Below are 24232 nucleotides of genomic sequence, written 5' to 3' on the forward strand. Positions count from 1 at the left end.
GGTGCCTTATGGCTATCACACATAAACGTCAAGATGATTTAGAGTCAATGTTTGCAAGCTTTGCAAGTATTCCTAAAATCTCTAGCGACCCTGAAAAAGAAAAGAAAGTTAAGGACAAAAAAGCTGAGAAAGCGACTGATTAATTTTTATGGAAATTTTTAATAATTTACCTGCTAGTGTCTTACAATGGTTTGCGATTTTTATTTCAATCATTATCGAGGCACTGCCTTTTGTTTTGCTAGGAACTATTCTTTCTGGCTTCATTGAGGTTTATGTTACGCCTGATTTGGTACAACGTTTTCTACCTCGAAATCGTTTTTTACGAATCCTTTTTGGAACTTTTATCGGTTTTGTCTTTCCGTCCTGCGAATGTGGTATTGTTCCCATTATCACGCGCTTTTTGGAGAAAAAAGTTCCTAGTTACACCGCTGTTCCTTTCTTGGCAACAGCTCCGATTATCAACCCAATCGTCCTTTTTGCCACCTATTCAGCTTTTGGAAATAGCTGGCGCTTCTTAGGCTTACGACTGCTTGGTGCCATCATTGTTGCTATTACGTTGGGTATCATGCTGGGATTTGTGGTTGATGAAAATATCCTCAAAGAAAATGCTAAACCAACACATTTTCATGATTATTCTGGTGAAACATGGTATCGCAAAATTTTCTTAGCTCTTGCGCACGCAATTGATGAATTTTTTGATACTGGACGTTATTTGGTTTTTGGTACCCTGGTAGCTTCAGGAATGCAGATTTACCTGCCAACACGCATTTTGACCAGAATTGGTGGTAATGCCCTTACAGCCATTTTAGTCATGATGTTACTGGCATTCATTCTTTCTCTTTGTAGTGAAGCAGATGCCTTTATCGGAGCTTCCTTGCTATCAAGTTTTGGTACAGCACCTGTTCTAGCCTTTCTTTTGATTGGACCAATGGTAGATATTAAAAACCTAATGATGATGGTAAATTCCTTTAAACCTCGCTTTATCGTTCAATTTATCACAGTATCTGTTGGGATGATTATTATTTACTGTTTACTTGTGGGGGTGATTTGATGATTCGATTTTTAATTTTAGCGGGTTACTTTGAATTAACCATGTATCTTCAAATCTCTGGGAAATTGGATCAATACATCAATACTCACTATGCTTATTTAGCCTACATTTCCATGGTTTTATCATTCCTTTTAGCAGTTATTCAACTGGTTATTTGGATGAAAAACCTGAAATTGCACAGCCATTTACATGGAAAAATAGCGAAGCTGACTAGTCCGATGATTTTGGTCATTCCAGTTTTGGTAGGACTCTTAGTTCCTACGGTAACGCTGGATTCAACGACAGTGGCTGCCAAAGGCTATAATTTCCCACTTGCTGCTGGTTCTGCTGGTACGGTTAGTGATGATGGAACAACAGTCCAATACCTGAAACCTGACACAAGTTTGTATTTTACATCTTCTGCTTACGAAAAAGAAATGCAGAAAGAACTCAAAAAATACAAAGGTTCAGGCGAACTTAAAATCACAACCGAAAATTATATGGAAGTCATGGAACTCATCTATCTCTATCCTGACGAATTTATGGGACGTGAGATTACTTATACTGGATTTGTTTATAACGAGCCTGGCCACGAAGGCTATCAATTCCTTTTCCGTTTTGGTATCATTCACTGTATTGCGGATTCTGGTGTTTATGGCTTATTGACAACTGGAAACAATACAAACTACGCTGATAACACTTGGATTACCGCAACAGGCACAATCAGCCTCGAATACAACCAAACCCTTGAACAAACACTCCCAGTTCTTCATATTACAGAAATGAAAGAGACTAGTGAACCTGATAATCCTTATGTTTATCGTGTCTTTTAAACACAAGCCCCCCTCCAAAACTGGAAGGGGGTTTTTGCTTGGTGATTAGAATCTTATGCTACTATGTCATGGTTCAATAATAATCGTTCCTAAAAAGTCATTCTTTTCAAGTTTACGATAAGCTTCCCAAATCTGACTTAAAGGGTAAGTTTTAGCAATAGTAGGATTAAAATCACCAAGTGATAATTTTTCACAAATGTGAGTCACCGCTTGGCTTCTTGCCAAGTCATCCTCAACAAGTTCACTTACTGTCCATCCCTTAAGCATTAAACCTTTACCAAGCAAAAGTCCTGCCGAAAATTGGCACTCACTGCCACCAAGAATGCCATATTCATAAATTTTTGCCCCTACGCTAGCCACTTGAAGCAAATCAGGCAATGCATTACCACCAATAGGATCAAAAATGAATTGAACACCTTTTCCAACAGTAATTTCAGAAATTCTAGTAACCAAATCTTCTTCATTACTAATAATGACATGGTTCAATTGTTTTAGCTGCCGCAGTTGCGCTGCTTTACGGCGTGAGCGGGTTGTCACAATTGGAATTGCTCCTAATTCACGTGCCAAATCAATCGCCGCTTGACCAACAGCAGAAGTCCCTGCAATAATCAACACGTAATCACCAGATTTTAGATTACTCTGACTATAAACAGGGTAAGCTGTTAGGTATGGTACCCAGGTACTAGCAGCTGCTGCAAAATCTATATTATCTGGAATCTCAACCAGACGACTGGCTGGAACAATAATATCATCTCCCAAACTTGGATAACGTTCAAAATCATATGGTCCAACAGGCATAACTCGCTTACCAAGCCATTTTTCATCAACCGCTTTTCCAATAGCAGTCACAATTCCAGCAGCCTCATACCCAAGAGAGCTAATTTCATGAATAGCTTCTCCTGGCAAACGTAATCCCTTGATGTAGTTTAGCTGGTCGCCAGTAATTCGACTCGCTTTGACAGTCATTCTCACTTCATTTGAGGCTAATTCACGAAGTTCAACCTCATCCAACTGTAACTGGTCAATCCCTTGACCGTGAACACGAACTAATGTTGCCATAAAAGTTTCTCCTTTACTTTTGTAATCTTTTTTTGATACCATGATTATAGAACCCTCGGGTAACCCGAAGTCAACTATTTACTATTATTTTTTAGAGGATTTCACTATGTCATATACAATTAAAGAAACTAGTAAACGAACTAGGCTAACTTTACACACTATTCGCCACTACTGTGACCTTGGATTAATCCCAAGTTTACAACGTGATAAGAATAACAACCGTATTTTTGATGAAGCTTCTATTCATTGGTTGTACGCCATAAAATTTCTTAGACAAAGTCAAATGTCTCTCAAAGAAATTCACCAATTTTTTGAAAAATACCAATATGACCCAACCAAGTCTAGCGACCGTAAAAAGTTGTTACAAAAAGCCATTCAAGTTTCTGATAAAAAATTACAACAAGCCATTCAAGAACATGACCGATTAAAATATGAGTTGGAAGCTTACCTTGACAATGTTGATTGTGAAAAAAATAAAGAAATCTGAGGCAAAGCTCAGATTTCTATTCTTGACTATGAAATAGTTAGCTAGTATGTTTATAAGCATAAACTAGCCGTCCAATGTTTATGAGTGACACGAATGCCCAAATAAGCATGATAACCCAGTTTGCCTCAAAGGCATAAATGGCTGTTAAAACAAGAGTAGACGACGTTAAGAGAATTGTTGATAAATGCTCTTTGACAAATTCTAACATTAGCTTTTAAACAATCCCTTCTAGGAGACCACGCATAAAGTCTTCAGAATCAAATTCACCAATGTCATCAATTTTTTCACCAAACCCAATAAATTTGACAGGAATATCAAGTTCTTGGCGAATGGCAAGAACAACACCACCTTTAGCCGTTCCGTCAATTTTAGTTAGGATAAGCCCAGTTAACGGTGTAATTTTTGAGAATTCTTTAGCTTGGCTAAGCGCATTTTGACCTGTTGAAGCATCGAGCGCAAGGAGTGTTTCATGCGGTGCATCTGGTACGACACGCTTAATGATACGACCAATTTTTTCAAGCTCTGCCATCAAATTATCTTTATTTTGCAGACGTCCTGCTGTATCAATGAGAAGAATATCAACATTTTCAGCGACAGCTTTTTCCATACCGTCAAAAACAACAGAAGCTGGGTCAGCTTTTTCTGGTCCTGTTACAACTGGCACACCGACACGACGTCCCCATTCAACAAGCTGCGCAACCGCACCAGCGCGGAATGTATCAGCAGCAACAAGCATGACTTTCTTACCTTCGTTTTTATATTTGTAGGCTAATTTGCCGATTGATGTCGTTTTTCCGACACCATTAACCCCAACAAAAAGCATAACGGTTAAATCATCTTGGAAATTAATTTTTTCGTTGAAAACACCGTCTTTTTCGTAAATGTCAACTAATTTTTCAATGATAACACGTTTTAAATCGTCAGCTCTCTTAGCATTTTCAAGTTTGGCTTCATAACGCAAATCTTCTGTTAATTGTGTTGCGACATTCACCCCAACGTCTGAAAGAATGAGCATTTCTTCTAGTTCTTCGAAGAATTCTTCATCAACACGACGGAAATTAGCCAAGAACGCGTTCAAACGTGCACTGAAACCAGTACGGGTCTTTTTCAGACTGCGATTGTATTTTTCTTCTTCGGTTTCGGTTGCTTCTTGCACAACTACTTCTTCTGGTTCAGTTTCTTGACGTGTTTTGACAGCTTCAAAAGTAACTGCTTCACCACGTTCAATAGCCTCTTGAGCGGCTGCTTTTTTCGCATAATAATCCGCTATGATATCTGAAAAATGTTGGTCTGGCTCAACCTCATTAGCTACTGCGGTTGCTTCTGAAATTTCTTCAGCTTGATTAGCCGTATTTTTAACCACAGTTTCGCTGTTTTTAGACTGAACAAACGTTTCTGTTTCAACAGATACAGCTTCGCTATCGACATTAACAACGTCTTGAACTTCTTCCACAGTATCGTTGACGATTTCTGCTTGTTCTGAAACCTCAACACTTTCTTTTACTGTATCAGAAGAGGCTTCAGTTTGTTCTGATGTTTCGACAACCTCTTGAAGTGTTTCTTCTTGGCTTTGGCTGTCAACCGTCTCCCCAACTTCTTTTTTCTTATTTCCAAATAAACGGTCAAATAATCCCATACTAAGTACCAAAATCGATAAGGTTACCTTATCCACTTTTCCTTTCTATTACGCATTTAAAATGTATTTTTCAACAGCTTCTGCAACACCTGATTCGTCATTGGTACGTGTTGTTACCGCATCAGCTGTTTCTTTCGCAATAGCAACACCATTTGCCATTGCAACACCTAAACCAGCCCATTTAAGCATTGAGAGGTCGTTTTCTTCATCTCCCATAGCCATAACATTTTCAGGGAGTAAGTTCAAATGCTGAATCAACTGGTTTAACCCTGCTGCTTTATGGACGCCTTTAGGCATCATTTCCAATATAATATCACGTGATTTGAAAATTTCAAACTCATTGTATAATTCTTTTGGAAATTGCAAAATCTGCTTGTCCAAAAATTCAGGATTTGTCACGCTAACGACTTTGTTATAAATAATATTTTCAGGAATATCATCAAAAGAAGTTAATTCTACAAATTTAAGTTTGGGGTTGGCTTGTGGGTAAAGGGACTGATTGCCTTGACTGGCAAGACTATAAACAATTCCATCACTAAGCACATCAAATGGAAGAGCAAGTGGATCAAGCGTGCTGTGTAAACGCTTGAGCTGCGCACGTGTTAGCTCACTTTTATCTAAAATATCGCCATTTGTCTTTTGAACCAAACCACCATTGAAAGTGATGATATAGTCCTCATCAGAAATCAAATCTAGCTCTTCAAGCAAACCGCTAATCGCCTTTAAAGGACGTCCAGTCGTGATAACAACTTTAATTCCCTTATCACGTGCTGCTCGCAAAGCTTTTTTATTTTCTGGTGAAACAACCTTTTGACTGTTAAAAAGTGTGCCATCTAAATCCAAAGCTAATAATTTAATATCTTCCATTATTCTACCAATCCTTCCATATAAGCCATGACAGACTCCTCATCACAATGCCCAATGATTTCATTTGAGATGTCTTTGATTTCTTGTCGAGCATTTTCTGTCGCAACTGCATTCCCAGCAAAATCAAGCATTTCAAAATCATTGAGATTATCGCCAAACGCTACAATTTCTGATTTATCCATATTAAAGGTTTGGCAAAGTGCTTCTAGTCCTGTTCGTTTATTGACGTCACGGATAACAATATCGACAGATTTAAAGCCTGTCGTCACCGCTTGTGCGTAGCTAATGCGTTCATTAAACCATGCTTCGCCTTGACGTACAGTATCTTCTGAAAAGTTTGCAGTGACTTTTAAAATATTATCTTCAACCTGCGCCAAATCAGCCACACGTTGAACATTTTCATAATAATTGCTAATAAAATTTAGGTAATCATCACTAGCTTTTGGATGTAAATAAGCCCCACTTTCACCTGATAACAGGAAATCATAACCTAACATATATGGACTTTCAAGAAGGGTATCAATGACCTCCAAATATTGTTTTTTACTCAAACCAGATTCAAAAACAATATCTTTACCAACTTTTACCAAAGTCCCATTTTCAGCAATAAATGCCATTTTATCAGCATGCTCAGCAAACATTTTTTCCAAAGCCATAAGTGAACGTCCGCTCGCTGCGACAAATAGTATATTGTTTTTTTTAAATTTTTCTAGAACATCATGGAGGCGCTTACTATCAAAATAGCCATTACTTGTTAAAAATGTACCATCCATATCTGCTGCAACTAATTTTACCATTATTATACTCCTAAAGAATTACATAACTCTATTTTAGCAAAAAACACAGCAATTTTCTTGCTAATAACACATTCTTTTCAATCTTCTAAATAAAGCTGAAATTTTTTCCAGTTTTTAAAATTCTTTTTCGAATATATATAGTGAAGTTAAAAATAAAGGGGATTACAATGAAAAAAGGAACATCATACTTCCTAGTGTCTGGTTTGGTACTGCTTGCGGTTGGTGGCGGTGTCATTACTCTAAAATACCATTCAAATCACAACCACGCTTCTACGGTTTCTAGCCAACATCATCACGCTCAGAAAAAACTTTCAAAATCAACAAGTTCTTCAACAAAAACACAGAACCACGTTGCTAGCAAACGCGCGGATTTACTGAAAGCACCTACTGAAAAACAAGTCACAGAGCAACTGATAAAAGATGGAGAAAATCTTATTAGCACCCGTCAAGTCAGTCAACAGACTAGTCAATTTGATTTCAATGCGCTAGCGCAATCAGATTTCTCAAGTCTTGCTGGCACATGGATGGACGCTAATGGTTACACTTTTGAATTTTCACCACAAGGTATTATTGACGACAAATTAATCTTGTCTGCTCTTGTTTATAATGAAAACGGTGAAGCTATTTCTAACGTTTATACTGAAAGTGGAGGTGGTTTCATTTTACATTATTACGCTGCTGGTAGCCAAATTCCTAGCTGGCATTTTGGCATAACAGAGACTGACCCGTCTGATTACGGTCGTGACCGCCTATTTGCAACACAAGGTAGCCGTTTTGATTATGAATCAACTAACCAATTTGTCAGCAATGTCTTTTACAAAATTTCAGACCAATACAGCCAGAACACACAAACCGAATCTGACACAGCAGAACTCTCAGATAGTCAAGAAGAAAGTGATGACACACTCACAACTTCTTCATCAGACAACCAAGCTGACGAAACAACAGAATCACAAACAGAAACTGCGGTAACAAACTAAAACTTTTGAATACAACAAAACCTCCCAACTGATTCTAGTTGGGAGGTTGTTCGTTATTCTTGCTAAAACTTAAGAGTGGATTTTATCATTCCACTAGATTTTCGGCTTCTTTTAATTTTACAGAAACGATATGAGAAATACCTGATTCTTGCATGGTTACTCCGTAAATGCTATCAGCGGCAGCCATTGTTCCCTTACGGTGAGTAACGACGATGAACTGACTTGATTTATCAAAGCGATTGAGGTAGTCTCCAAAACGTTTCACATTAGCTTCGTCAAGCGCAGCTTCCACTTCGTCCAAAATGACGAATGGAATGGTTTTGACGCGGATAATGGCAAATAGCAGAGCTAAAGCCGAGAGGGCTTTTTCCCCACCGGACATGAGGTTAAGTGATTGGATTTTCTTCCCTGGCGGTTGCACGGAAATCTCAACCCCAGCTGTTAACAAGTCTCCTTCTGTTAGTGATAAATCAGCTGAACCACCACCAAACATTTGAGTAAAGGTTTGCTTAAATGAATCACGAATAGCATTGAAAGTCACTTGGAAACGTGTTTTCACTTCATCATCCATATTATTAATCGTATCAAGCAAAAGATTCTTAGAGTGAACCAAGTCCTCTTTTTGGGCGTTAAGGAATGTCAAACGCTCGTTCACTTCATCGTATTGTGAAATGGCGTCTAAGTTAATTGGACCCAATGCCTTGATACGACGGCGCAATTCTTGCAAACGTTGACATGCACTTTCCATATTATCAATTGGTTCACTAGCTTCCTTGGCTTCGTCCAAGGTCAAGTGATAATCTTCTGTCAAATCATGTGAGAAGGCACGCAAGCGGTCAGAAACTTGATTGATTTGAGCTTCTAATTGCGCTTGCTGACGAATTAATTCTTCGTTTTTCTGATTTTCTTTTGCAACTTGTTCTTCAAGCTCTTCTAAATTAGCTTCGCAATCTTCCAATTCAAAACGGAGGCTAACTAAGCACTCTTCTTCACTAGCTTTTCTAGTAACACCCACATCATATTGTTTTTGCAAGGTTGGCAGACTTTCAGTCTGATTATCGCTAGCATGGTAAGCTAACAAATCCTCGCATTTTGCAATTTCAGCTTTATTTTCAGCTAAACTAACTTCTAATCGTGTTTTGTTAGCCGATTCAAATTTACGCTCACTCAACAACTCACGTTCAGTTAATCTTGCTTGTGACACTTGTTGACGCAAAGCTTCAACTTTTTGCGTAATGGTATTTTTGTTTTCTTTAATTTGCTCAATTTCAACTGTTAAAGTTTGTTTACGCGCAGCTATTTCTGCTAATTCTGCTTCAAGTGTTGTTTTTTGTGATTCCAAATCATGTGAACCACCATCTGTTTCTGATTCTTGCAGGCGTTCGCAAAGCTGGTTAATGTCGTTCAAGCGTTCAGCCAATTGTTGGTATTCAAGCTCTGCTTTTTGTTCAGCAAAACGCGCTTCCTCTCCTTGTGCTTTGAAACTAGCTAAAGTTTCCTTATTAGCTCTCAAAGCATCTTGGAGTTCTTGCACACGCTTTTCTTGTTTGATTTGCTGAGCTTGCAAGTCTTGTAATTCAACCATAAGATTATCTAGTTCAGGTTTTATAAATGTGGTATTATTTTGACGATTTGCTCCACCTGAGAAAGAACCACCAGGGCGAATTTCTGTACCGTCAAGTGTTACAATACGCACTTGATAACGAAGCGCACGCGCAGCTTTATTAGCATTGTCAACCGTGTCAAAAACCGCAGTTACCCCAAGAAGATTTTGGAAGATATTTTCCAAACGATTATCAAATGAAACTAAATCACTTGCAACACCAAGAAAACCTTGACTTGAAGCCAAAATCGAATGATTTTGTTGCGATAAGTGACGTGGTTTTATAGTCGTTAAAGGCAAGAATGTCGCACGTCCTTGACGATTTTTCTTTAGAAAGGCAATCGAACGTTTAGCCGCTCCCTCATCTTCGACAATAACGTGCTGGCTTGACCCACCAAGTGCAATCTCAAGAGCAGTCTGATAATCTCGCTCAAATGTCAAATGCTCACTAACCGCACCAATAATACCACCTAGCTGACTTGACGCCTGTAGAACCGACTTAACCCCAGCATAGAAATTGCTGTGATTTTTAAGAATAGATTCCAAACTAGCCTTGCGAGCCTCTTTTGATTTGATAACATCCAGTTTGTCAAACATTTTAGTTTGCTCTAGTTGGTAATCTTTTTCGGCTTGAACAATTTGCACGTGTAATGCTTGGTAGTCATCAAGCAAGACTTTGACTTTTTCACGAGCTGCTTCAAAGTTTTCTAAAGCTTCTTTTGCCGTTAATTTTACTTCTGCTAGCGTTTCTTGTGTTTGTGCCAATTCTTCTGATTTTGATTCTAACAATTGTTTTTGATTGTCAATATCAGCAATCGTTGCTGTCAATTTATTCGATAAATCAGCTTCTTTTTGCATTAACCCAACAAACTCTTCGCGAAGTTTTTCGATAACTTGGTCTGGGTCGGTTGAAAAACGGTCTAATTCAGCCTGCAATGCTTGAATATCAGCTGTTGTCTGGGCTAATTTGGCATCTAATTGTGAGAGTCGCTGCTCTTTTTGTGTCAATTCTTCTGTTAATCTCGCTTGATTTTCCTTTAAATCAGCCAATTGCGAGCTTGCAGCTTGTTTTTTCTCTTCTTTTTGACTTGATTCTAAGGCAATCAAATCCATTTGGCGCTCGAGGTCAGAAATTGCTCTGGTAATATCAAGCAATCCTTCTTGTCTTCTTGATATTTCTTCAGACAATTGATGACGTTTTTCTTTCAAGTTTTGATTTTGTCTTTCAAATTGCTGGCGCTGTTCATAATAAGCTGCCAAATCAGCTGTAATAGCTGTTAAAGACTGATTTAATTCTGCTAAACGCTCCTTATCGGCCTGAATATCTTCAACCAGAATATTCAAATGAAGTTGCTTACGCTCATCTTCCAAGCCAAGGAATTCTTTAGCCACTTGTGCTTGACGCTCCAATGGCTTCACTTGTGTTTCCAGTTCATAGATAATATCGTCCAGACGGTCCAAATTATCCTGTGTTTGATTAAGCTTGGTTTGGGTTTCTTTCTTACGTGTCTTGTATTTTAAAACACCTGCAGCTTCTTCAAAAATAGCACGACGTTCCTCCGGTTTACTGTTGAAAATTTCTTCGACACGTCCTTGTGAAATTACAGAAAACGAATCACGTCCCAAGCCTGTATCCATAAATAAATCATGAATATCACGCAAGCGCACCTTACGTCCGTCAATCAAATACTCGCTGTCGCCATTACGATAAATATGGCGTTCTACACGAATCGTTTCTTTGGCATCTTTAATGAAGCCATCAAAATTATCCAAGGTCACAATAACCTGAGCATAATTTAATGGTTTACGATTCTCAGTTCCTGCAAAAATGACATCTGGCATCTTGCCACCACGCAAATTCTTGGCAGAAGATTCCCCAAGCGCCCAACGCAAACTTTCTGTAATATTGGACTTACCAGAGCCATTAGGACCTACAACAGCTGTAACTCCCTTGTCAAATTCAATGGTTGTCTTGTCTGCAAAGGACTTAAAGCCCTGCATCTCGATTTCTTTTAAATACATAAAATAAGAGATAAAAAGGCAAATCACCTTCCCGAAAAGAAGCTATCTAACTAGCATTCTTTTTCCTAGGTTTATCACATATCACCTAGGACAGGTTGGACATTTGCCTCATCAATTTCCTTTCAAATGTCTTATTGAAGCAAGACTAGAGCATTTTTAGCAGCATCTTGCTCAGCCAATTTCTTAGATTTTCCGATTCCTTGACTTTTGGCTTTATCATTAACGTACACAGTCACTTCAAAGACTTTAGCATGTGCAGGTCCTGATTCGTTTGAAACACGATAATCAATCGTCACATCACCATGACCTTGTAACAACTCTTGAAGTGTTGTTTTGTAATCTTTCACGCGCTCAAAATTACCTTTTTCAACTTGTGGAATCATCACTTGGTTTAAGAATTTATTGACGGCTTCAACACCTTGATCCATCAACAAAGCTCCAAGAAATGCCTCAAATAAGTCACCTAAAATTGCATCACGATTACGACCACCAGATTTTTCTTCACCATTTCCTAATTTGATAAATTCATCAAATCCACAGTAACGTGAAAAACCTGCTAGAGACTCTTCACGTACAATGACGGAACGCATTTTTGACAAGTCTCCCTCTGGTTTTTTCGGATACTTTTTAAACAAATATTGCGAAATCAAAAGTTGAAGAACCGCGTCTCCTAAAAATTCCAAGCGTTCATTGTGTGAAATGTTTAGGAGGCGATGTTCATTAGCATAAGAAGTGTGGGTAAAGGCTGTTTCTAGCAAAGTTTTATCTTCAAAAACAATTCCGAAATCTTGCTGAAGTTTTGTGTCTAAAGCTTGCATGATAAATCTCCCTTCAAAAAATAGTCTATATCCTTATCTTATTAAAACGTTTCTTCTCAATCATTCATTGAGTTATTAAAACGCTTTTTCTACCATAGACTATTTTATTATACCAGAAAAGTCATAAAAAAGGGAATTTCTCCAAAAAATCCCCTTAATTTCTTCTATTTAATACAATTTATTTTGGTCTTGAATTTATAGTGTAAATGCACAATAAAAACTGTCCAACGGACAGTTTTCACAAACTAAACTTTTATAACTTTGTTAATGGTGTTGCTTCCTCTGGTGAGGTGTCAAAGACTTTCATGTCATAACCAACCCCAAAGTCAGCTTGAATAAGATTATTTTCCATGGTCATGTGAGCCAATTCTTTGATATTGTTTTCTTTACTCAAATGTCCAAGGTAAATTTTCTTCGTGCGATTTCCAATGGTTCGAATCATTGTCCCAGCACCGTCTTCGTTTGACAAGTGCCCTTTATCAGATAGGATACGTTGTTTCAAACTCCACGGATAAGCACCAGAACGTAAAATCTCAACATCATGATTTGATTCAATTAAGTAACCGTCAGCATTTTCAATAATTCCTGCCATGCGGTCACTAACATAACCTGTATCTGTTAAGATAACAAACGATTTATTATCTTTCATCAAACGATAAAATTGTGGCTCAACGGCATCGTGGCTAACACCAAAACTTTCAATATCAATGTCACCAAGTGTCAATGTTTTACCACGTTCAAAAATATGTTTTTGAGCGAAATCAAGCTTTCCAATCATATTTCGCTCATCAATCATTTGCCACGTTTTTTCATTCGCATAAACATCAAGATTATAACGACGTGCTAACACCCCAACCCCTTTGATATGGTCAGAATGTTCGTGTGTAATAAAAATAGCATCTAAGTCCTCTGGTTTGCGGTCAATTTCAGCAAGAAGACTGGTAATTTTCTTACCAGTCAAACCCGCATCAATCAAAAAACGTTTTTGTGGTGTTTCCACATAAAAAGAATTTCCAGTTGAACCGGAGGCTAAAATACTATATTTAAAAGCATTTTCAGACATCTACTCTTCTTCATCCTCCCATTCATCATAAATTTCAGAATCTTTTTCGTAAGGAAGTACAATTGTAAAGGTCGACCCTTTTCCGTAAGTACTTTGTGCCCAAATAAAACCTTTATGTTGTTTGACAATTTCTTTTGCGATAGCTAAGCCGAGTCCTGAACCACCTTGGGCACGACTTCGAGCCTTATCCACACGATAGAAACGGTCGAAAATCAATGGCAAATCTTTCTTAGGAATACCAAGCCCTTCATCAGAGATTGAGATAATCAACTGTGTTTCCGTCGTTTTCATGCTAACTGTGATTTTTCCACCATCTGGTGAATATTTGATAGCATTATTAAGGATATTATCCAAAACCTGCGTCATCTTATCAGGATCAATTTCAAGCCAGATTGATTTAATCGGATAATCCCTGACAATCTCATACTGTTTTCCACTGATTGTATGTTGGCTTTTAATTTGATCAAAACGGTTAAGAATTGATGTCATAAAAGCTGTGAAATTGGTCATTTCCACTTCCAGTTGAACCGTCTGATTATCAATACGCGATAAATTAAGTAAGTCTGAAATCATACGAATCATACGGTTTGTTTCATCTAAAGACACTTTGATAAAGCTTGGCGCAATGTCTTCTTTGAGTGCCCCTTCATCTAAAGCTTCCAGATAAGATTTTACAGATGTTAATGGTGTTCGCAATTCATGACTAACATTAGAAACGAAAAGGCGACGCTCACGGTCTTCTTTTTCTTGTTCGGTTGTGTCATGCAAAACAGCAATCAACCCTGAAATAAAGCCACTATCACGACGATTTAGAGCAAATCGAATACGTAAAGTAATAAATTCACCTGTTCCGTCACGACGGTTCAAGACAATTTCAGGTGTTTTTGACACCAAATCATGATAACTATAAGTACTATCAGCTCCTAAAATATCAACAATATTCATCTGCAAAGCTTCTTCTTGCTCTAAATTGAGTTGTTGTAGCGCGGTTTGATTAATCATTGTGATATTTCCAGCACGGTCAGTCGCCAAGACACCGTCTGTCATATAGGATAAGATACTTGCTAAACGATTCTTTTCTTGCGCCAAATTTTCCTGTGCTAAACGAAAGACTGTTGACAAATCATTTAATTGGTCAGCTAACTCAGCTAAGTCTCTATCTTTTTCAATAATAATATCTTCTGTATATTTTCCTGTGATAAGCTCTCGCACTTTACCACTCAAACGTCGAATATTAACAGAAGTTCGATAATCTCTTATCGCTAAATAAACAAAATAAACTGCGACAAATGCTAAAAGAAAGAGAATGGCTTGTTCAAAATAAGTTAAATTTTGTAACATTGTATCATTCATATGACTTCATGTAGTACCCAACACCCCGACGTGTCAAAATATATTCTGGACGGCTTGGTGTATCTTCAATTTTTTCGCGTAAACGACGAATCGTTACGTCAACCGTACGCACATCACCAAAATAATCATAGCCCCAAACGGTTTCCAAAAGATATTCACGAGTCATGACTTGTCCCATATGAGTTGCCAAATGATGAAGCAATTCAAACTCACGGTGTGTTAATTCGATATCTTCACCACGTTTTTGTGCTACAAAGGCATCTGGTAAAATTTTTAAGTCGCCAATTGTGATTTCTGAATTTGAAGCCGAAGCATTTTCTTCAGCAACTGCTGTTTCAATATTTTCTGTACGACGAAGGTGCGCTTTAACACGCGCCAACAATTCACGGTTTGAAAATGGTTTGGTCACATAGTCATCTGCACCAATTTCAAGACCGATAACTTTATCAAACTCGCTATCCTTAGCAGACAACATGATGATTGGAATATGACTTGTCTTGCGAACTTCCTTAGCCACTTCAAGCCCATCCAACTCTGGCAACATCAAATCCAGGATAATTAAATCTGGATTTTCTTCCTCAAACTTTGTAATAGCTTCACGACCATCAAAAGCCGTTACAGTTTCATAACCTTCTTTAGCTAAATTAAATTTAATAATATCCGAAATTGGTTTTTCATCATCCACGATAAGAATTTTTTTCATATGCCACCTCTTTATTCTTCGTAAGTTATTAAAAAATTCTCAAACAACGATTTCATGTTCAGTCACCAAAATGACTTCTGCCCTAAATTATATCAAAATTCGACTTTAATTGGAAATATTGGGCGTTTTTGACATCATAAAGTAACATTTGAAACAATAAGATTATTATTTTTAACCCTTTATTTGTTGAAATTTTCTGAATATATTTGACAATTGCTACCCCTTATGTTAATATAGACTAACTTATAATGTCAGATGTAAGATTACCTGACAAAGAAATCTTATCTTTGAAAAGGAGACAAGCGTGGCACTAATTGAATTTAAAAATGTCGAAAAATACTATGGGGAATATCATGCCCTTAGAAATATTAACTTAGAAATTGAAAAAGGTCAGGTTGTTGTACTTCTAGGTCCTTCAGGGTCTGGTAAATCAACACTTATCCGTACAATGAATGCTCTTGAATCTATTGACACAGGGAGCTTAAAAGTAAACGAGCATGAGGTTTCTTCTGCAACAGCTAAAGACCTTGTGCAACTTCGCAAAGAAGTTGGCATGGTATTCCAACATTTTAACTTGTACCCACATAAAACAGTGTTAGAAAATGTGACTTTAGCACCGATTAAAGTTCTTGGCAAATCAAAACAAGAAGCTGAAGCTATCGCTGAGCAATACTTGACTTATGTTAACATGTGGGATCGTAAAGATTCATTCCCAGGAATGCTTTCTGGTGGACAAAAACAGCGTGTGGCAATTGCTCGTGGTTTGGCAATGCAACCAGAGTTATTACTTTTTGATGAGCCTACTTCTGCTCTTGATCCTGAAACAATCGGTGATGTTCTTGCTGTCATGCAAAATCTTGCCAAAGAAGGAATGAACATGGTCGTTGTCACGCACGAAATGGGATTTGCCCGTGAAGTTGCCGACCGCATTATTTTTATGGCTGAAGGGGAAATTTTGGTAGATACTACTGATGTCCAAGGTTTCTTTGACAATCCAACTGAACCACGTGCTAAGCAATTCTTGAGTAAAGTCATTAATCACACAAGTGACACTGTCTCTCAGAAATAAGGAGATGCTTATGAAGAAAAAACTAGGTTTAGCCATTTTAGCCAGTCTGTCAGTGATTTTATTGACAGTTTTTACTGGCAAAACAACATTTGCAGATAGCGTATCTGAACAAGTCAAGAAAATTCAAGACGCTGGCGTTTTAAAAGTCGGTGTTAAACAAGACGTTCCAAACTTTGGTTATTATTCAGCCGAAACTGGAAAATACGAAGGTATGGAAGTTGATTTAGCTAAAAAAATCGCCAAAAAATTAGGGGTTAAAGTTTCATTTACAGCAGTTACTGCTCAAACACGTGAAGCGCTTTTAGATAATGGACAAATTGACATCTTGATCGCAACTTATACCATTACTGAAGAACGTCAGGCTTCTTATGCGATTTCTAACCCTTATTATTATGATGAGATTGGTTTCTTGGTTAATAAATCAAAAGGTTATGATAGCATTGCTGATTTGGACGGTTTGACAATCGGTGTTGCCCAAGGTTCAACAACTAAATCAGCTATTGAAGAATATGGTGAAGCACACAATCTAAGCTTTAATTTTGTTCAACTCGGTTCATATCCAGAATTAGCCATTTCACTTTATGCTAATCGTATCAGTGCTTTCTCTGTTGATAAATCTATCTTGACTGGTTATGTCAGCAAGAAAACAGAAATCATTGACGAAGGGTTCAACACCCAAGAATACGGTATCGCAGCAACAAAATCTAATCAGTCTGTGATTGATTACATCAATGACTTACTTGCTGATTGGAAAGCTGATGGTAGTTTGCAAAAACTTTATGATAAATACGATTTGACGCCTGCAAAGGCTAACGATAATTAAGAGAGGAGAAATTGACATGTTTTTATTAACCGCAGCTGCGAGTCCATTTGCCCTCTCACGTTGGGCAGATTTCTTTGCCAATTTTGGTGAATTTGCAAAAGGCTTCTTATATACGTTGGGAATGTCTATTTGCGCCTTGATTTTAGCCTTTGTTTTAGGGGTTATCTTTGGTGCGATGTCATCATCTAAAAGTAGAGTTCTAAAAGCAATTTCCCGTGTTTATGTTGAAGTTTTCCAGAATACACCTCTTCTAGTGCAATTCGTTTTCGTTTATTACGGTCTTGCGATTATGACCAACGGTGTTATCATGATTTCAACATTCTTTACAGCTGTTCTTTGCGTTGGGATTTACCACGGTGCTTATATCGCCGAAGTTATTCGTTCGGGGATTGAAGCTGTGCCAAAAGGGCAAACAGAAGCTGCTCTTTCACAAGGATTCACTTATAGTCAAACCATGAGTTTAATTATCCTACCGCAAGCGGTACGTACAATCTTGCCACCACTCACTAATCAAGTGGTTAACTTGATAAAAAATACATCAACGGTCGCTATCATCTCAGGAGCAGACATCATGTTTACAGCAAAAGCTTGGGCATATGAAACTACTAACTATGTTCCTGCCTTTGCTGGTGCAGCACTTCTTTACTTCATTATGTGTTTCCCTCTTGCAACATGGGCACGTCGTAAAGAAGAAGAAAACAAGAAATCATATTCACTTTAGGAGGAGAATAAATGTCAGTATTAACACCTACCAACATTAGCTTTATCCTCCAAGGATTATGGCTAACGATTTATATCTCATTTATTGCAATTGTACTATCAACACTTATCGGAACAGTACTTGCTGTCATGCGTAATGGGAAAAATCCGATTCTGCGTTGGATTTCAAGTATTTATATTGAATTTGTCCGAAACGTTCCAAACTTGCTTTGGATTTTCATTATTTTCCTTATTTTTCAAATGAAATCAACACCAGCAGGAATTACTGCCTTTACTGTCTTTACTTCTGCTGCTCTTGCTGAAATCATCCGTGGAGGGCTAAATGGTGTTGATGATGGGCAAACCGAAGCTGGTCTAGCACAAGGGATGACAAATTTACAGATTTTCATTTACATTATTTTTCCACAAGCATTCCGTAAAATGCTGCCAGCTATCATTTCACAATTCGTAACAGTTATCAAAGATACGTCATTGCTATATTCAGTTATCGCTGTTCAAGAATTATTTGGTAAAAGCCAAATCTTGATGGGACGTTACTTTGAAGCAAACCAAGTTTTTACACTATATGCTTTGATTGCTGCCATTTACTTTGTGATTAACTTTACCATTTCAACAATTTCACGCCGATTGGCTAAAAAATGGGAAAAAGCTGCCGAATAATAAATCAAACAAAAAATCCCTTACTCACATTGAGCAAGGGATTTTTTGCTGTCATATGTCAAAAAGAAGTTATTGTTTATTCAATCAAATCATTAATGGAATAGTGTTAATAAATAGTTCAACCCTTTATACGCCACAACGGTGTAAATATAAAGCGTCACTGGTTTGGTAATGAGGAAAATCGTGATAAATTTCTTCCAAGTCATTTTTGAAAGCCCAGATACCATGCAAAGGAAATCATCTGGAAATCCTGGTAAAGCAAAGGCTGCTCCTAAAAATTTAGCGTAAAATTTACCATCATTGAGGTCTAGATAACCGACGTACTTATCATAAGTTTCTTGTGAGACAAAGGCTTTGGCAAAAGTCTCACCATAACGTCTAGCAAGCCCAAAAGCTAATAGAGAACCTGCAAAAATACCCGTAAAGTTATAAATAAATCCCCAGATAGGTCCAAATGCAATGTAACCAATAACACTTGTCATCCCACCAGGAATAATCGGATAAACGACTTGAATCACTTGTAAGAGCACAAAGATAAGCGGTGCAAAGAACCCAAGTTGTCCAAGGGAACTTTGAAAGATTCCTCCAACTTGGAAATATGTTGGGTGTTGTTTAAAGAAAATTAACAATCCAATAGAAATAATAAAACCAATTCCTGTTAAAATTTGAATATTTTTTCTCTGAGTTCCAGCTTCTACCATAGATTCCCCTCCCTTGTCTCAAAAATGAAAGTGTCACTTCAACGTCGCCAACTAATAATCTTCAGACCAAACAATTCTAGAAGATAAACAATAAGTGCTAACGGTAAAACCAGTAAAAGTAATATATAAAGTATTGATTTCTTAGATTTTTTCATTTTAGTCTCCTTATCACTTAGCTACCATCGGCTAAATGCCATGTCTCTTTCGTTTCATTAAAATAATATCTTAAATTAAAGGGTCTTAACAGTTACTTTTCGTGAAATTGCCGCTGCATGATAGAACCCGTTGAGGCATCAATGGTGTAACTGTAGTCTGTCGTTTCAGTTTTTAAGGTAATATGATAAGTTGCCTTTAATCCCAAACGGCTTTTCTCAAAAGATTTTGAAAGAAGTTCCTTGCTTGCAACACCAGCGTTTTGGTAAGCAATTTGATAAGCTTCTTTGCTACTTAAAGTGTAACCAAGATTATTGTAAGCGTAAATAGACAAGATTATCAAAAGCACTGCTAGTACACTCATCAAATCAATTTTAAACTTTTTTGAAACTGTCATCTTTTCCTCTCTTCGATATTATATGTCTATTATAACCAAGCTTTTTTGAAAAATCTCAGCTAAAGTATTGAAAAGCTGTGGCAAAAGTGTGGCAATTTCTTCTAAGTCTAGTTTACTAGATTTCAGCACTTGCGCTCTTACAAAATTGTAAGACGATTGAAAGATTTGAGGTAGACTAAATGAGAACAAAAATACGAAGTTGAGACAAGGTGCTCAGCTTCGTATTTTTTATTATTACCTCGTTACTTTACTGGCAAATAAATAATGAAACTCGTTTCTTGGGCATTTGAGATTACAGTGATTGTTCCCTTATGGCGCTCAACAATTTCCTTAGTAATGGCAAGTCCAATGCCAAAATGACCACCTTTTCCCTTGTAGAAACGTTCAAATAAGTGCTCTTGGTCTTGCTCTGAAATAGCTTCGCCATCATTTGAAATAGTGATTTGTAATTGATTTTCTATCAGCTTTCCTGAAATACTGATTTGTGTTTTAGCGTAGCGGACAGCATTCGATAAAATATTGGTAAATGCACGTTCCAATAACTTTTCATCGGCTTCTATTTCCAAATAATCATCGTCAAAGTGATGTTCAAAGGTAATACCGCGTTCATCAGCCTTGGCTTTCAAGCGCCAACTAACATCATAAAGAAGGTCTGTAATATTCAGCTTTTCCAGCTGTAATTGTGTTTGGACGGATTCCATTTTCGAAAGTGTCAAAATATCATCCACCAAATCAGTCATTTTCTGACTTTCATCAACAATGACACTAGCTGCTTGTTTGGCATCAATAACCCCCTCTTTAATACCTTCAGCATAGCCTTGAATAGACATCAAAGGCGTCCGCAATTCATGAGAAGAATTTTGAAAGAAGAGTTGTTGACTACGTTGGTTAGCATCAATCATATCATTCATCCGCTCAACAGTTTGCCCAACTTCATTAAATTCACGGTAGGCAAAGTTTTCTGTTGGCAAGTTTTTTTCGCGATTGCCAACACGTAAAATATAAGATTTCAAACTACCAAAATTTCGGTCAAGTTTTCGAGCGGTAAGAAAAATACTGATACTAGCAACGATTCCGACAATAACCATCAAAACTAATAATATAAAATTAATATAATCTTCCAGTTCTTCAATCGGTGTGACATTGGCAAAAACGAAAATATAATACGTTGGAGAACCATCATTATTGTCTTGTTTGACATAACTGTCTGCTAATGTGCCAGGATATTCCTGCATTTTGATCATGTAAGCTGAACCATCAATTTCAACTTTTTTAAAGTAATTTAAACTATTTTGGTAATCACTATAGTCTGCATCATCCTCATCAATATCATCAAACCATTCAATATCATCATTATCTGAAAAATAATCAATAATCTTTTCAGAAATTTTTTTCTCTGATAAATCGTACATAGAAGCTGAAATGTACTTAATATCAAAAGAGTCGTCTGCAATGACATAAGTAGTCTCAAAAATATTTCCTTCTGCTGTCGTTTCTGGAGTATCACCGACATATAAAGTGTCCAAAGTATCATATTGATTTTGTACAGCTGTAAATGCTTGCTCAGCAATAAATAATTTCAAAAGCACATTAAATACTAAAAGAATAATAGCAAAAGAAACGATAATAATGGTTAAAGGCTGAACAAATAGTGTCGTTTTGAAACGCAAATTTCGACGCTTTTTCTGCAATATTTTTTTCGGGTGATTGAGCTGTTTTTTATTGTTTTTTCGTGAGTTTGAAACCATAGCCCCAAACCGTTTCAATAAGGACATGACTATCGACTCCTCTCAATTTTCTACGCAAGCGTTTAATGGTATCATCCGTTACCCGTGTTTCTATGCTACTTTCGTATCCCCAAATGTGATGCAAAAGTTCATCACGTGAAACAGCCTCTTCTGCATGATTCATCAGCATTTTTAATAATTCAAATTCTGTATTGGTCAGTTTTAAGACTTGATTGTCATAGGTGACCGTGCGTTCTTTCTCGGATAAATTCAGCGCTTCGTAAGTCACGACATCTGAGGTTCCTTTAACCACTTCTTGCGATTGCGGTTGGCGTGCCAAAATAGCTTTCACGCGCAAGCTTAATTTTAACGGTGAAAATGGCTTGGTGAAATAATCATCTGCCCCTGCTGAAAAACCTTTAACAAAATCAGCATCACTATCACGTGCTGTTAATAGGATAATGGGCACATCAGAGCGTTTACGAAGCATGGTTGCAATTTCAACACCATTTGTCCCTGGCATCATAACATCCAAAATCACTACATCTGCTTCTTCTTCCATAAAACGCAGCAACAATTGGTCTCCTGTCTCGAAAATCTCAACATCAAGTCCTTGTTCACGTAAAAATGACGCAATCAATTCACGAATATTTTTTTCATCATCTGCCACATAAACCTTAGCCATTTAACACCTCTAAAACGTAAATTCTTACATTCATCATACCATAAATTGCACTAAATATGGCAAGCCCAGCTGGACTTGCCGCAGAAATACCTCATATTTGTTCTGTTATTTTTTCAACTTTCTTAATTCCCTTTGGAAGGAGCGCCGCAAAGCCTTGACTTGCTGATAGGCAGATTTTCCTGCTTTGGCATAATGCCCTTTTTTATTAAAATAGCTGTGCTCCCATTGTTCGTGTTGGCGTTTTTTGATTAAAAGTGGTGCTGAAAAACGATTGCCTTGATTGGCTAAGATTTGTTTCCGAAAGGCAGGATCGTGTGGTTTAATGGGAGCAATATCAAGTTCATAATGCCTTTTGTCATTCTGATTCGCATAGTTAAAACTAGCACCGTTGATAATACCATTATGATTGGTACCCTGTGGGTCAATTTCATTTGCAAAACGCCCTTGGCTATCTAGGATAAATTCCGTGTGAAATCCCATTACAATTTTCAAGTTAATGGGTAACGAAAATCCCAAAATAGGCTTTTTAGGAGCTTTATTGTGAAGGCGTGACGATTCTGTCAAATCAAAATCAAATTGCTTCCGCCAAAAACGTCGTCCCTTCTTTCCTTTTAGATAAGTCAACAAGGATAAACGGTCATTTTGAGCTGGAAAATATTCTCGTACCCACTGTGCTTGGTAGGCAGAAATCACATAACGAAATTGATGAATTTGGTGAGCCAGTAAATTATCGGCTGCCATGCTTTCTGCTGGAAAGGCAAGTTGAACAACCTCCGCAAATTCTTGCCAAAAGACATGATCTGGTGCCAAGTTATCCGAAAACTGATTTATCAACTCGCGTGTCTGGCTGACGTTCCCAGTTAATTCTAAAGGCATTTGAGCAATTGCCATGACTTTCTCCAAGACTTCCTTTGCCTGATTGGCACTTGTCACAGCTCTGCTATTTTCCCAAAAACTAAAAAATGCTTTATCTCCGATTTTCATAGTGTTATTATAACTTAAAATACTTTTTCTACTTGATTATAAATTTTTTGATAAGTTCTTAAATTGTAACTTTTATTATAAGCTAAAACCATATATCATACCTCTTTATGTATCTTTTACGGTATATCATAAGATACCAATTTAGAATATGCAAATAAAAACTCTTAACAACTTTTAATTTGGACATTATCATTGGCTTTTGAAAGCGCAATTTGTCCGCTACAAGCAATGCCTGTCCCTGATACGTAAATTTTGCCACCACCAGCATTTTCTGCTTGGCTAATCGCTGAAAGCAATTCCGAATAGCTTGTTACGACTATATCGTCTGATGTGTTGGTTGCAGAAGTATCTGAAGTTGTTGTGGTAGTTGATGTACTGCTTATGCCGTTTGAATCAACTTGAATTTTAAAAATATCAATACTGCTATCTTGTGAATATACCCAAATAGCATCCCCACCACCTGTATAAGTGTAAGGTTGTGTGCTAGCTGTTGTCCCAGCAGACATTGTTGTCAATTGATTTCCTGCTGAATCAGCAACAATCAAAGTTCTTGCGTCTGTGCTTGAAGAACTTTGCAAGGTTACTTTAATCACGTCATTTCCAGACACTGGAACCTTGACAGCTCTGCCGTTTTGGTCACCTCTCCCACTAAGCGCCAAAGCATAGGTATCATCAGTTCCAGAAACCGTCGCATTTTTAGCCTTAACCTGCATGGTCAAGCTATCTGTTGCTACCAACGTCAAGCCATCAACCGTCGTTGTGCTAGAAATCGTTCCAATATTTTTAAAACTTGAGTTTTTGAAATTCCAAGATACCGTTATTGAGGCATCTACTTTCAAACTAGACATTCCCGCTAGTATCATACCAACCATTAAAATGGCACTAAACAATACCAATAACACTTGTTTTATTGTTTTCATTCTATCTCCTTTCCCACAAGCGTGGATTTATTTTAGCATGGATAATGTCTATCTTTAAGTTTTTGCATATATGGAATTTTTCTATAAATTAGAATAAGCTTATTTAATTATCCCTAAATCTTTTCATCGTGTAAACGCTTTT

25 protein-coding genes are annotated in these 24232 nt (G+C 37.3%); 9 read left to right on the top strand and 16 right to left on the bottom strand.

Annotated elements, in window-relative coordinates; translation table 11 throughout:
• Positions 1-8 precede the first annotated feature (8 nt).
• The 3 genes from CCC20_RS02535 to CCC20_RS02545 are packed head-to-tail and all read left to right on the top strand — an operon-like array spanning position 9 to position 1863.
• Positions 9-143 (top strand): SPJ_0845 family protein, encoded by a 135-nt coding sequence (locus tag CCC20_RS02535; RefSeq protein WP_003065749.1) that lies wholly within the window; start codon positions 9-11, stop codon positions 141-143.
• A 5-nt stretch (positions 144-148) separates the two neighbouring features.
• Positions 149-1051, top strand: a complete 903-nt coding sequence (locus CCC20_RS02540; RefSeq protein ID WP_003065751.1) for a permease — start codon at positions 149-151, stop codon at positions 1049-1051.
• Complete coding sequence (locus CCC20_RS02545; protein WP_003065752.1) at positions 1051-1863, top strand: TIGR03943 family putative permease subunit; 813 nt, start codon at positions 1051-1053, stop codon at positions 1861-1863. Before CCC20_RS02540 ends, CCC20_RS02545 begins: the two co-directional genes overlap by 1 nt.
• A gap of 66 nt (positions 1864-1929) precedes the next feature.
• Here the strand turns inward: CCC20_RS02545 and CCC20_RS02550 are convergent, their stop codons facing one another.
• Positions 1930-2922, bottom strand: coding sequence for a zinc-binding dehydrogenase (locus tag CCC20_RS02550; protein WP_230321636.1), 993 nt, complete (start codon positions 2920-2922; stop codon positions 1930-1932).
• 106 nt (positions 2923-3028) lie between these two features.
• Between CCC20_RS02550 and CCC20_RS02555 the strand changes: the two genes are divergently transcribed.
• Complete coding sequence (locus CCC20_RS02555) at positions 3029-3409, top strand: MerR family transcriptional regulator (protein ID WP_270619895.1); 381 nt, start codon at positions 3029-3031, stop codon at positions 3407-3409.
• Positions 3410-3446: 37 nt separating this feature from the next.
• On the opposite strand, the gene CCC20_RS02560 is transcribed toward CCC20_RS02555, so the two are convergent.
• Genes CCC20_RS02560 through CCC20_RS02575 form a run of 4 tightly spaced genes read right to left on the bottom strand, consistent with a single transcriptional unit; the run spans position 3447 to position 6709 of the window.
• Complete coding sequence (locus CCC20_RS02560; RefSeq protein WP_013852105.1) at positions 3447-3617, bottom strand: hypothetical protein; 171 nt, start codon at positions 3615-3617, stop codon at positions 3447-3449.
• 6 nt (positions 3618-3623) lie between these two features.
• Complete coding sequence (ftsY, locus tag CCC20_RS02565; RefSeq protein WP_058692399.1) at positions 3624-5045, bottom strand: signal recognition particle-docking protein FtsY; 1422 nt, start codon at positions 5043-5045, stop codon at positions 3624-3626.
• Positions 5046-5093: 48 nt separating this feature from the next.
• Positions 5094-5912, bottom strand: a complete 819-nt coding sequence (locus CCC20_RS02570) for a Cof-type HAD-IIB family hydrolase (protein WP_003065757.1) — start codon at positions 5910-5912, stop codon at positions 5094-5096.
• On the bottom strand, positions 5912-6709 hold the full coding sequence (locus CCC20_RS02575; RefSeq protein WP_013852107.1) for a Cof-type HAD-IIB family hydrolase: 798 nt from the start codon (positions 6707-6709) through the stop codon (positions 5912-5914). The genes CCC20_RS02570 and CCC20_RS02575 overlap by 1 nt, the downstream gene beginning before the upstream one ends.
• Positions 6710-6876: 167 nt before the next feature.
• Here CCC20_RS02575 and CCC20_RS02580 point away from each other — a divergent pair, with 167 nt between their 5' ends.
• Positions 6877-7689: a DUF6287 domain-containing protein gene (locus CCC20_RS02580; RefSeq protein ID WP_058692400.1), complete on the top strand. Its 813-nt coding sequence runs from the start codon at positions 6877-6879 to the stop codon at positions 7687-7689.
• Positions 7690-7774: 85 nt separating this feature from the next.
• On the opposite strand, the gene smc is transcribed toward CCC20_RS02580, so the two are convergent.
• From smc to yycF, 5 genes are all read right to left on the bottom strand, one after another.
• Positions 7775-11314 (bottom strand): chromosome segregation protein SMC, encoded by a 3540-nt coding sequence (gene smc / locus CCC20_RS02585; RefSeq protein ID WP_287180416.1) that lies wholly within the window; start codon positions 11312-11314, stop codon positions 7775-7777.
• A 131-nt stretch (positions 11315-11445) separates the two neighbouring features.
• Entirely contained in the window at positions 11446-12132 is a 687-nt protein-coding gene (gene rnc / locus CCC20_RS02590) for a ribonuclease III (protein WP_270619892.1), read from the bottom strand.
• 253 nt (positions 12133-12385) lie between these two features.
• On the bottom strand, positions 12386-13195 hold the full coding sequence (gene walJ, locus CCC20_RS02595) for an exodeoxyribonuclease WalJ (protein WP_003065766.1): 810 nt from the start codon (positions 13193-13195) through the stop codon (positions 12386-12388).
• Positions 13196-14548: a cell wall metabolism sensor histidine kinase VicK gene (vicK, locus tag CCC20_RS02600; RefSeq protein WP_013852111.1), complete on the bottom strand. Its 1353-nt coding sequence runs from the start codon at positions 14546-14548 to the stop codon at positions 13196-13198.
• Complete coding sequence (gene yycF, locus CCC20_RS02605; protein ID WP_003065770.1) at positions 14541-15251, bottom strand: response regulator YycF; 711 nt, start codon at positions 15249-15251, stop codon at positions 14541-14543. The genes vicK and yycF overlap by 8 nt, the downstream gene beginning before the upstream one ends.
• 304 nt (positions 15252-15555) lie before the next feature.
• Here yycF and CCC20_RS02610 point away from each other — a divergent pair, with 304 nt between their 5' ends.
• Genes CCC20_RS02610 through CCC20_RS02625 form a run of 4 tightly spaced genes read left to right on the top strand, consistent with a single transcriptional unit; the run spans position 15556 to position 18523 of the window.
• Positions 15556-16320 (top strand): amino acid ABC transporter ATP-binding protein, encoded by a 765-nt coding sequence (locus CCC20_RS02610; RefSeq protein WP_003065772.1) that lies wholly within the window; start codon positions 15556-15558, stop codon positions 16318-16320.
• A gap of 10 nt (positions 16321-16330) precedes the next feature.
• Positions 16331-17143 (top strand): transporter substrate-binding domain-containing protein, encoded by an 813-nt coding sequence (locus CCC20_RS02615; protein ID WP_069788880.1) that lies wholly within the window; start codon positions 16331-16333, stop codon positions 17141-17143.
• A gap of 16 nt (positions 17144-17159) precedes the next feature.
• Positions 17160-17864, top strand: coding sequence for an amino acid ABC transporter permease (locus CCC20_RS02620; RefSeq protein ID WP_003065775.1), 705 nt, complete (start codon positions 17160-17162; stop codon positions 17862-17864).
• A gap of 11 nt (positions 17865-17875) precedes the next feature.
• On the top strand, positions 17876-18523 hold the full coding sequence (locus CCC20_RS02625; RefSeq protein ID WP_287178937.1) for an amino acid ABC transporter permease: 648 nt from the start codon (positions 17876-17878) through the stop codon (positions 18521-18523).
• A gap of 92 nt (positions 18524-18615) precedes the next feature.
• On the opposite strand, the gene CCC20_RS02630 is transcribed toward CCC20_RS02625, so the two are convergent.
• The 6 genes from CCC20_RS02630 to CCC20_RS02655 form a co-directional block, all read right to left on the bottom strand.
• Complete coding sequence (locus CCC20_RS02630) at positions 18616-19224, bottom strand: TVP38/TMEM64 family protein (RefSeq protein ID WP_013852113.1); 609 nt, start codon at positions 19222-19224, stop codon at positions 18616-18618.
• Positions 19225-19471: 247 nt separating this feature from the next.
• A complete protein-coding gene (locus CCC20_RS02635; RefSeq protein WP_003065782.1) occupies positions 19472-19774 on the bottom strand; it encodes a PepSY domain-containing protein in 303 nt (100 codons plus the stop codon).
• 242 nt (positions 19775-20016) lie between these two features.
• Complete coding sequence (locus tag CCC20_RS02640; protein ID WP_013852115.1) at positions 20017-21549, bottom strand: sensor histidine kinase; 1533 nt, start codon at positions 21547-21549, stop codon at positions 20017-20019.
• Positions 21494-22186: a response regulator transcription factor gene (locus CCC20_RS02645; protein ID WP_013852116.1), complete on the bottom strand. Its 693-nt coding sequence runs from the start codon at positions 22184-22186 to the stop codon at positions 21494-21496. The genes CCC20_RS02640 and CCC20_RS02645 overlap by 56 nt, the downstream gene beginning before the upstream one ends.
• A 105-nt stretch (positions 22187-22291) precedes the next feature.
• The gene (locus CCC20_RS02650) at positions 22292-23170 is read right to left on the bottom strand and encodes a DUF3114 domain-containing protein (RefSeq protein WP_013852117.1); all 879 of its coding nucleotides are present in this window, start codon (positions 23168-23170) and stop codon (positions 22292-22294) included.
• 164 nt (positions 23171-23334) lie between these two features.
• A complete protein-coding gene (locus CCC20_RS02655) occupies positions 23335-24090 on the bottom strand; it encodes a hypothetical protein (RefSeq protein WP_230321725.1) in 756 nt (251 codons plus the stop codon).
• Positions 24091-24232: the final 142 nt, after the last annotated feature.

This window comes from Streptococcus sp. LMAG:39 (assembly GCF_008680485.1).
Classification (GTDB): Bacteria; Bacillota; Bacilli; order Lactobacillales; family Streptococcaceae; genus Streptococcus; species Streptococcus pasteurianus.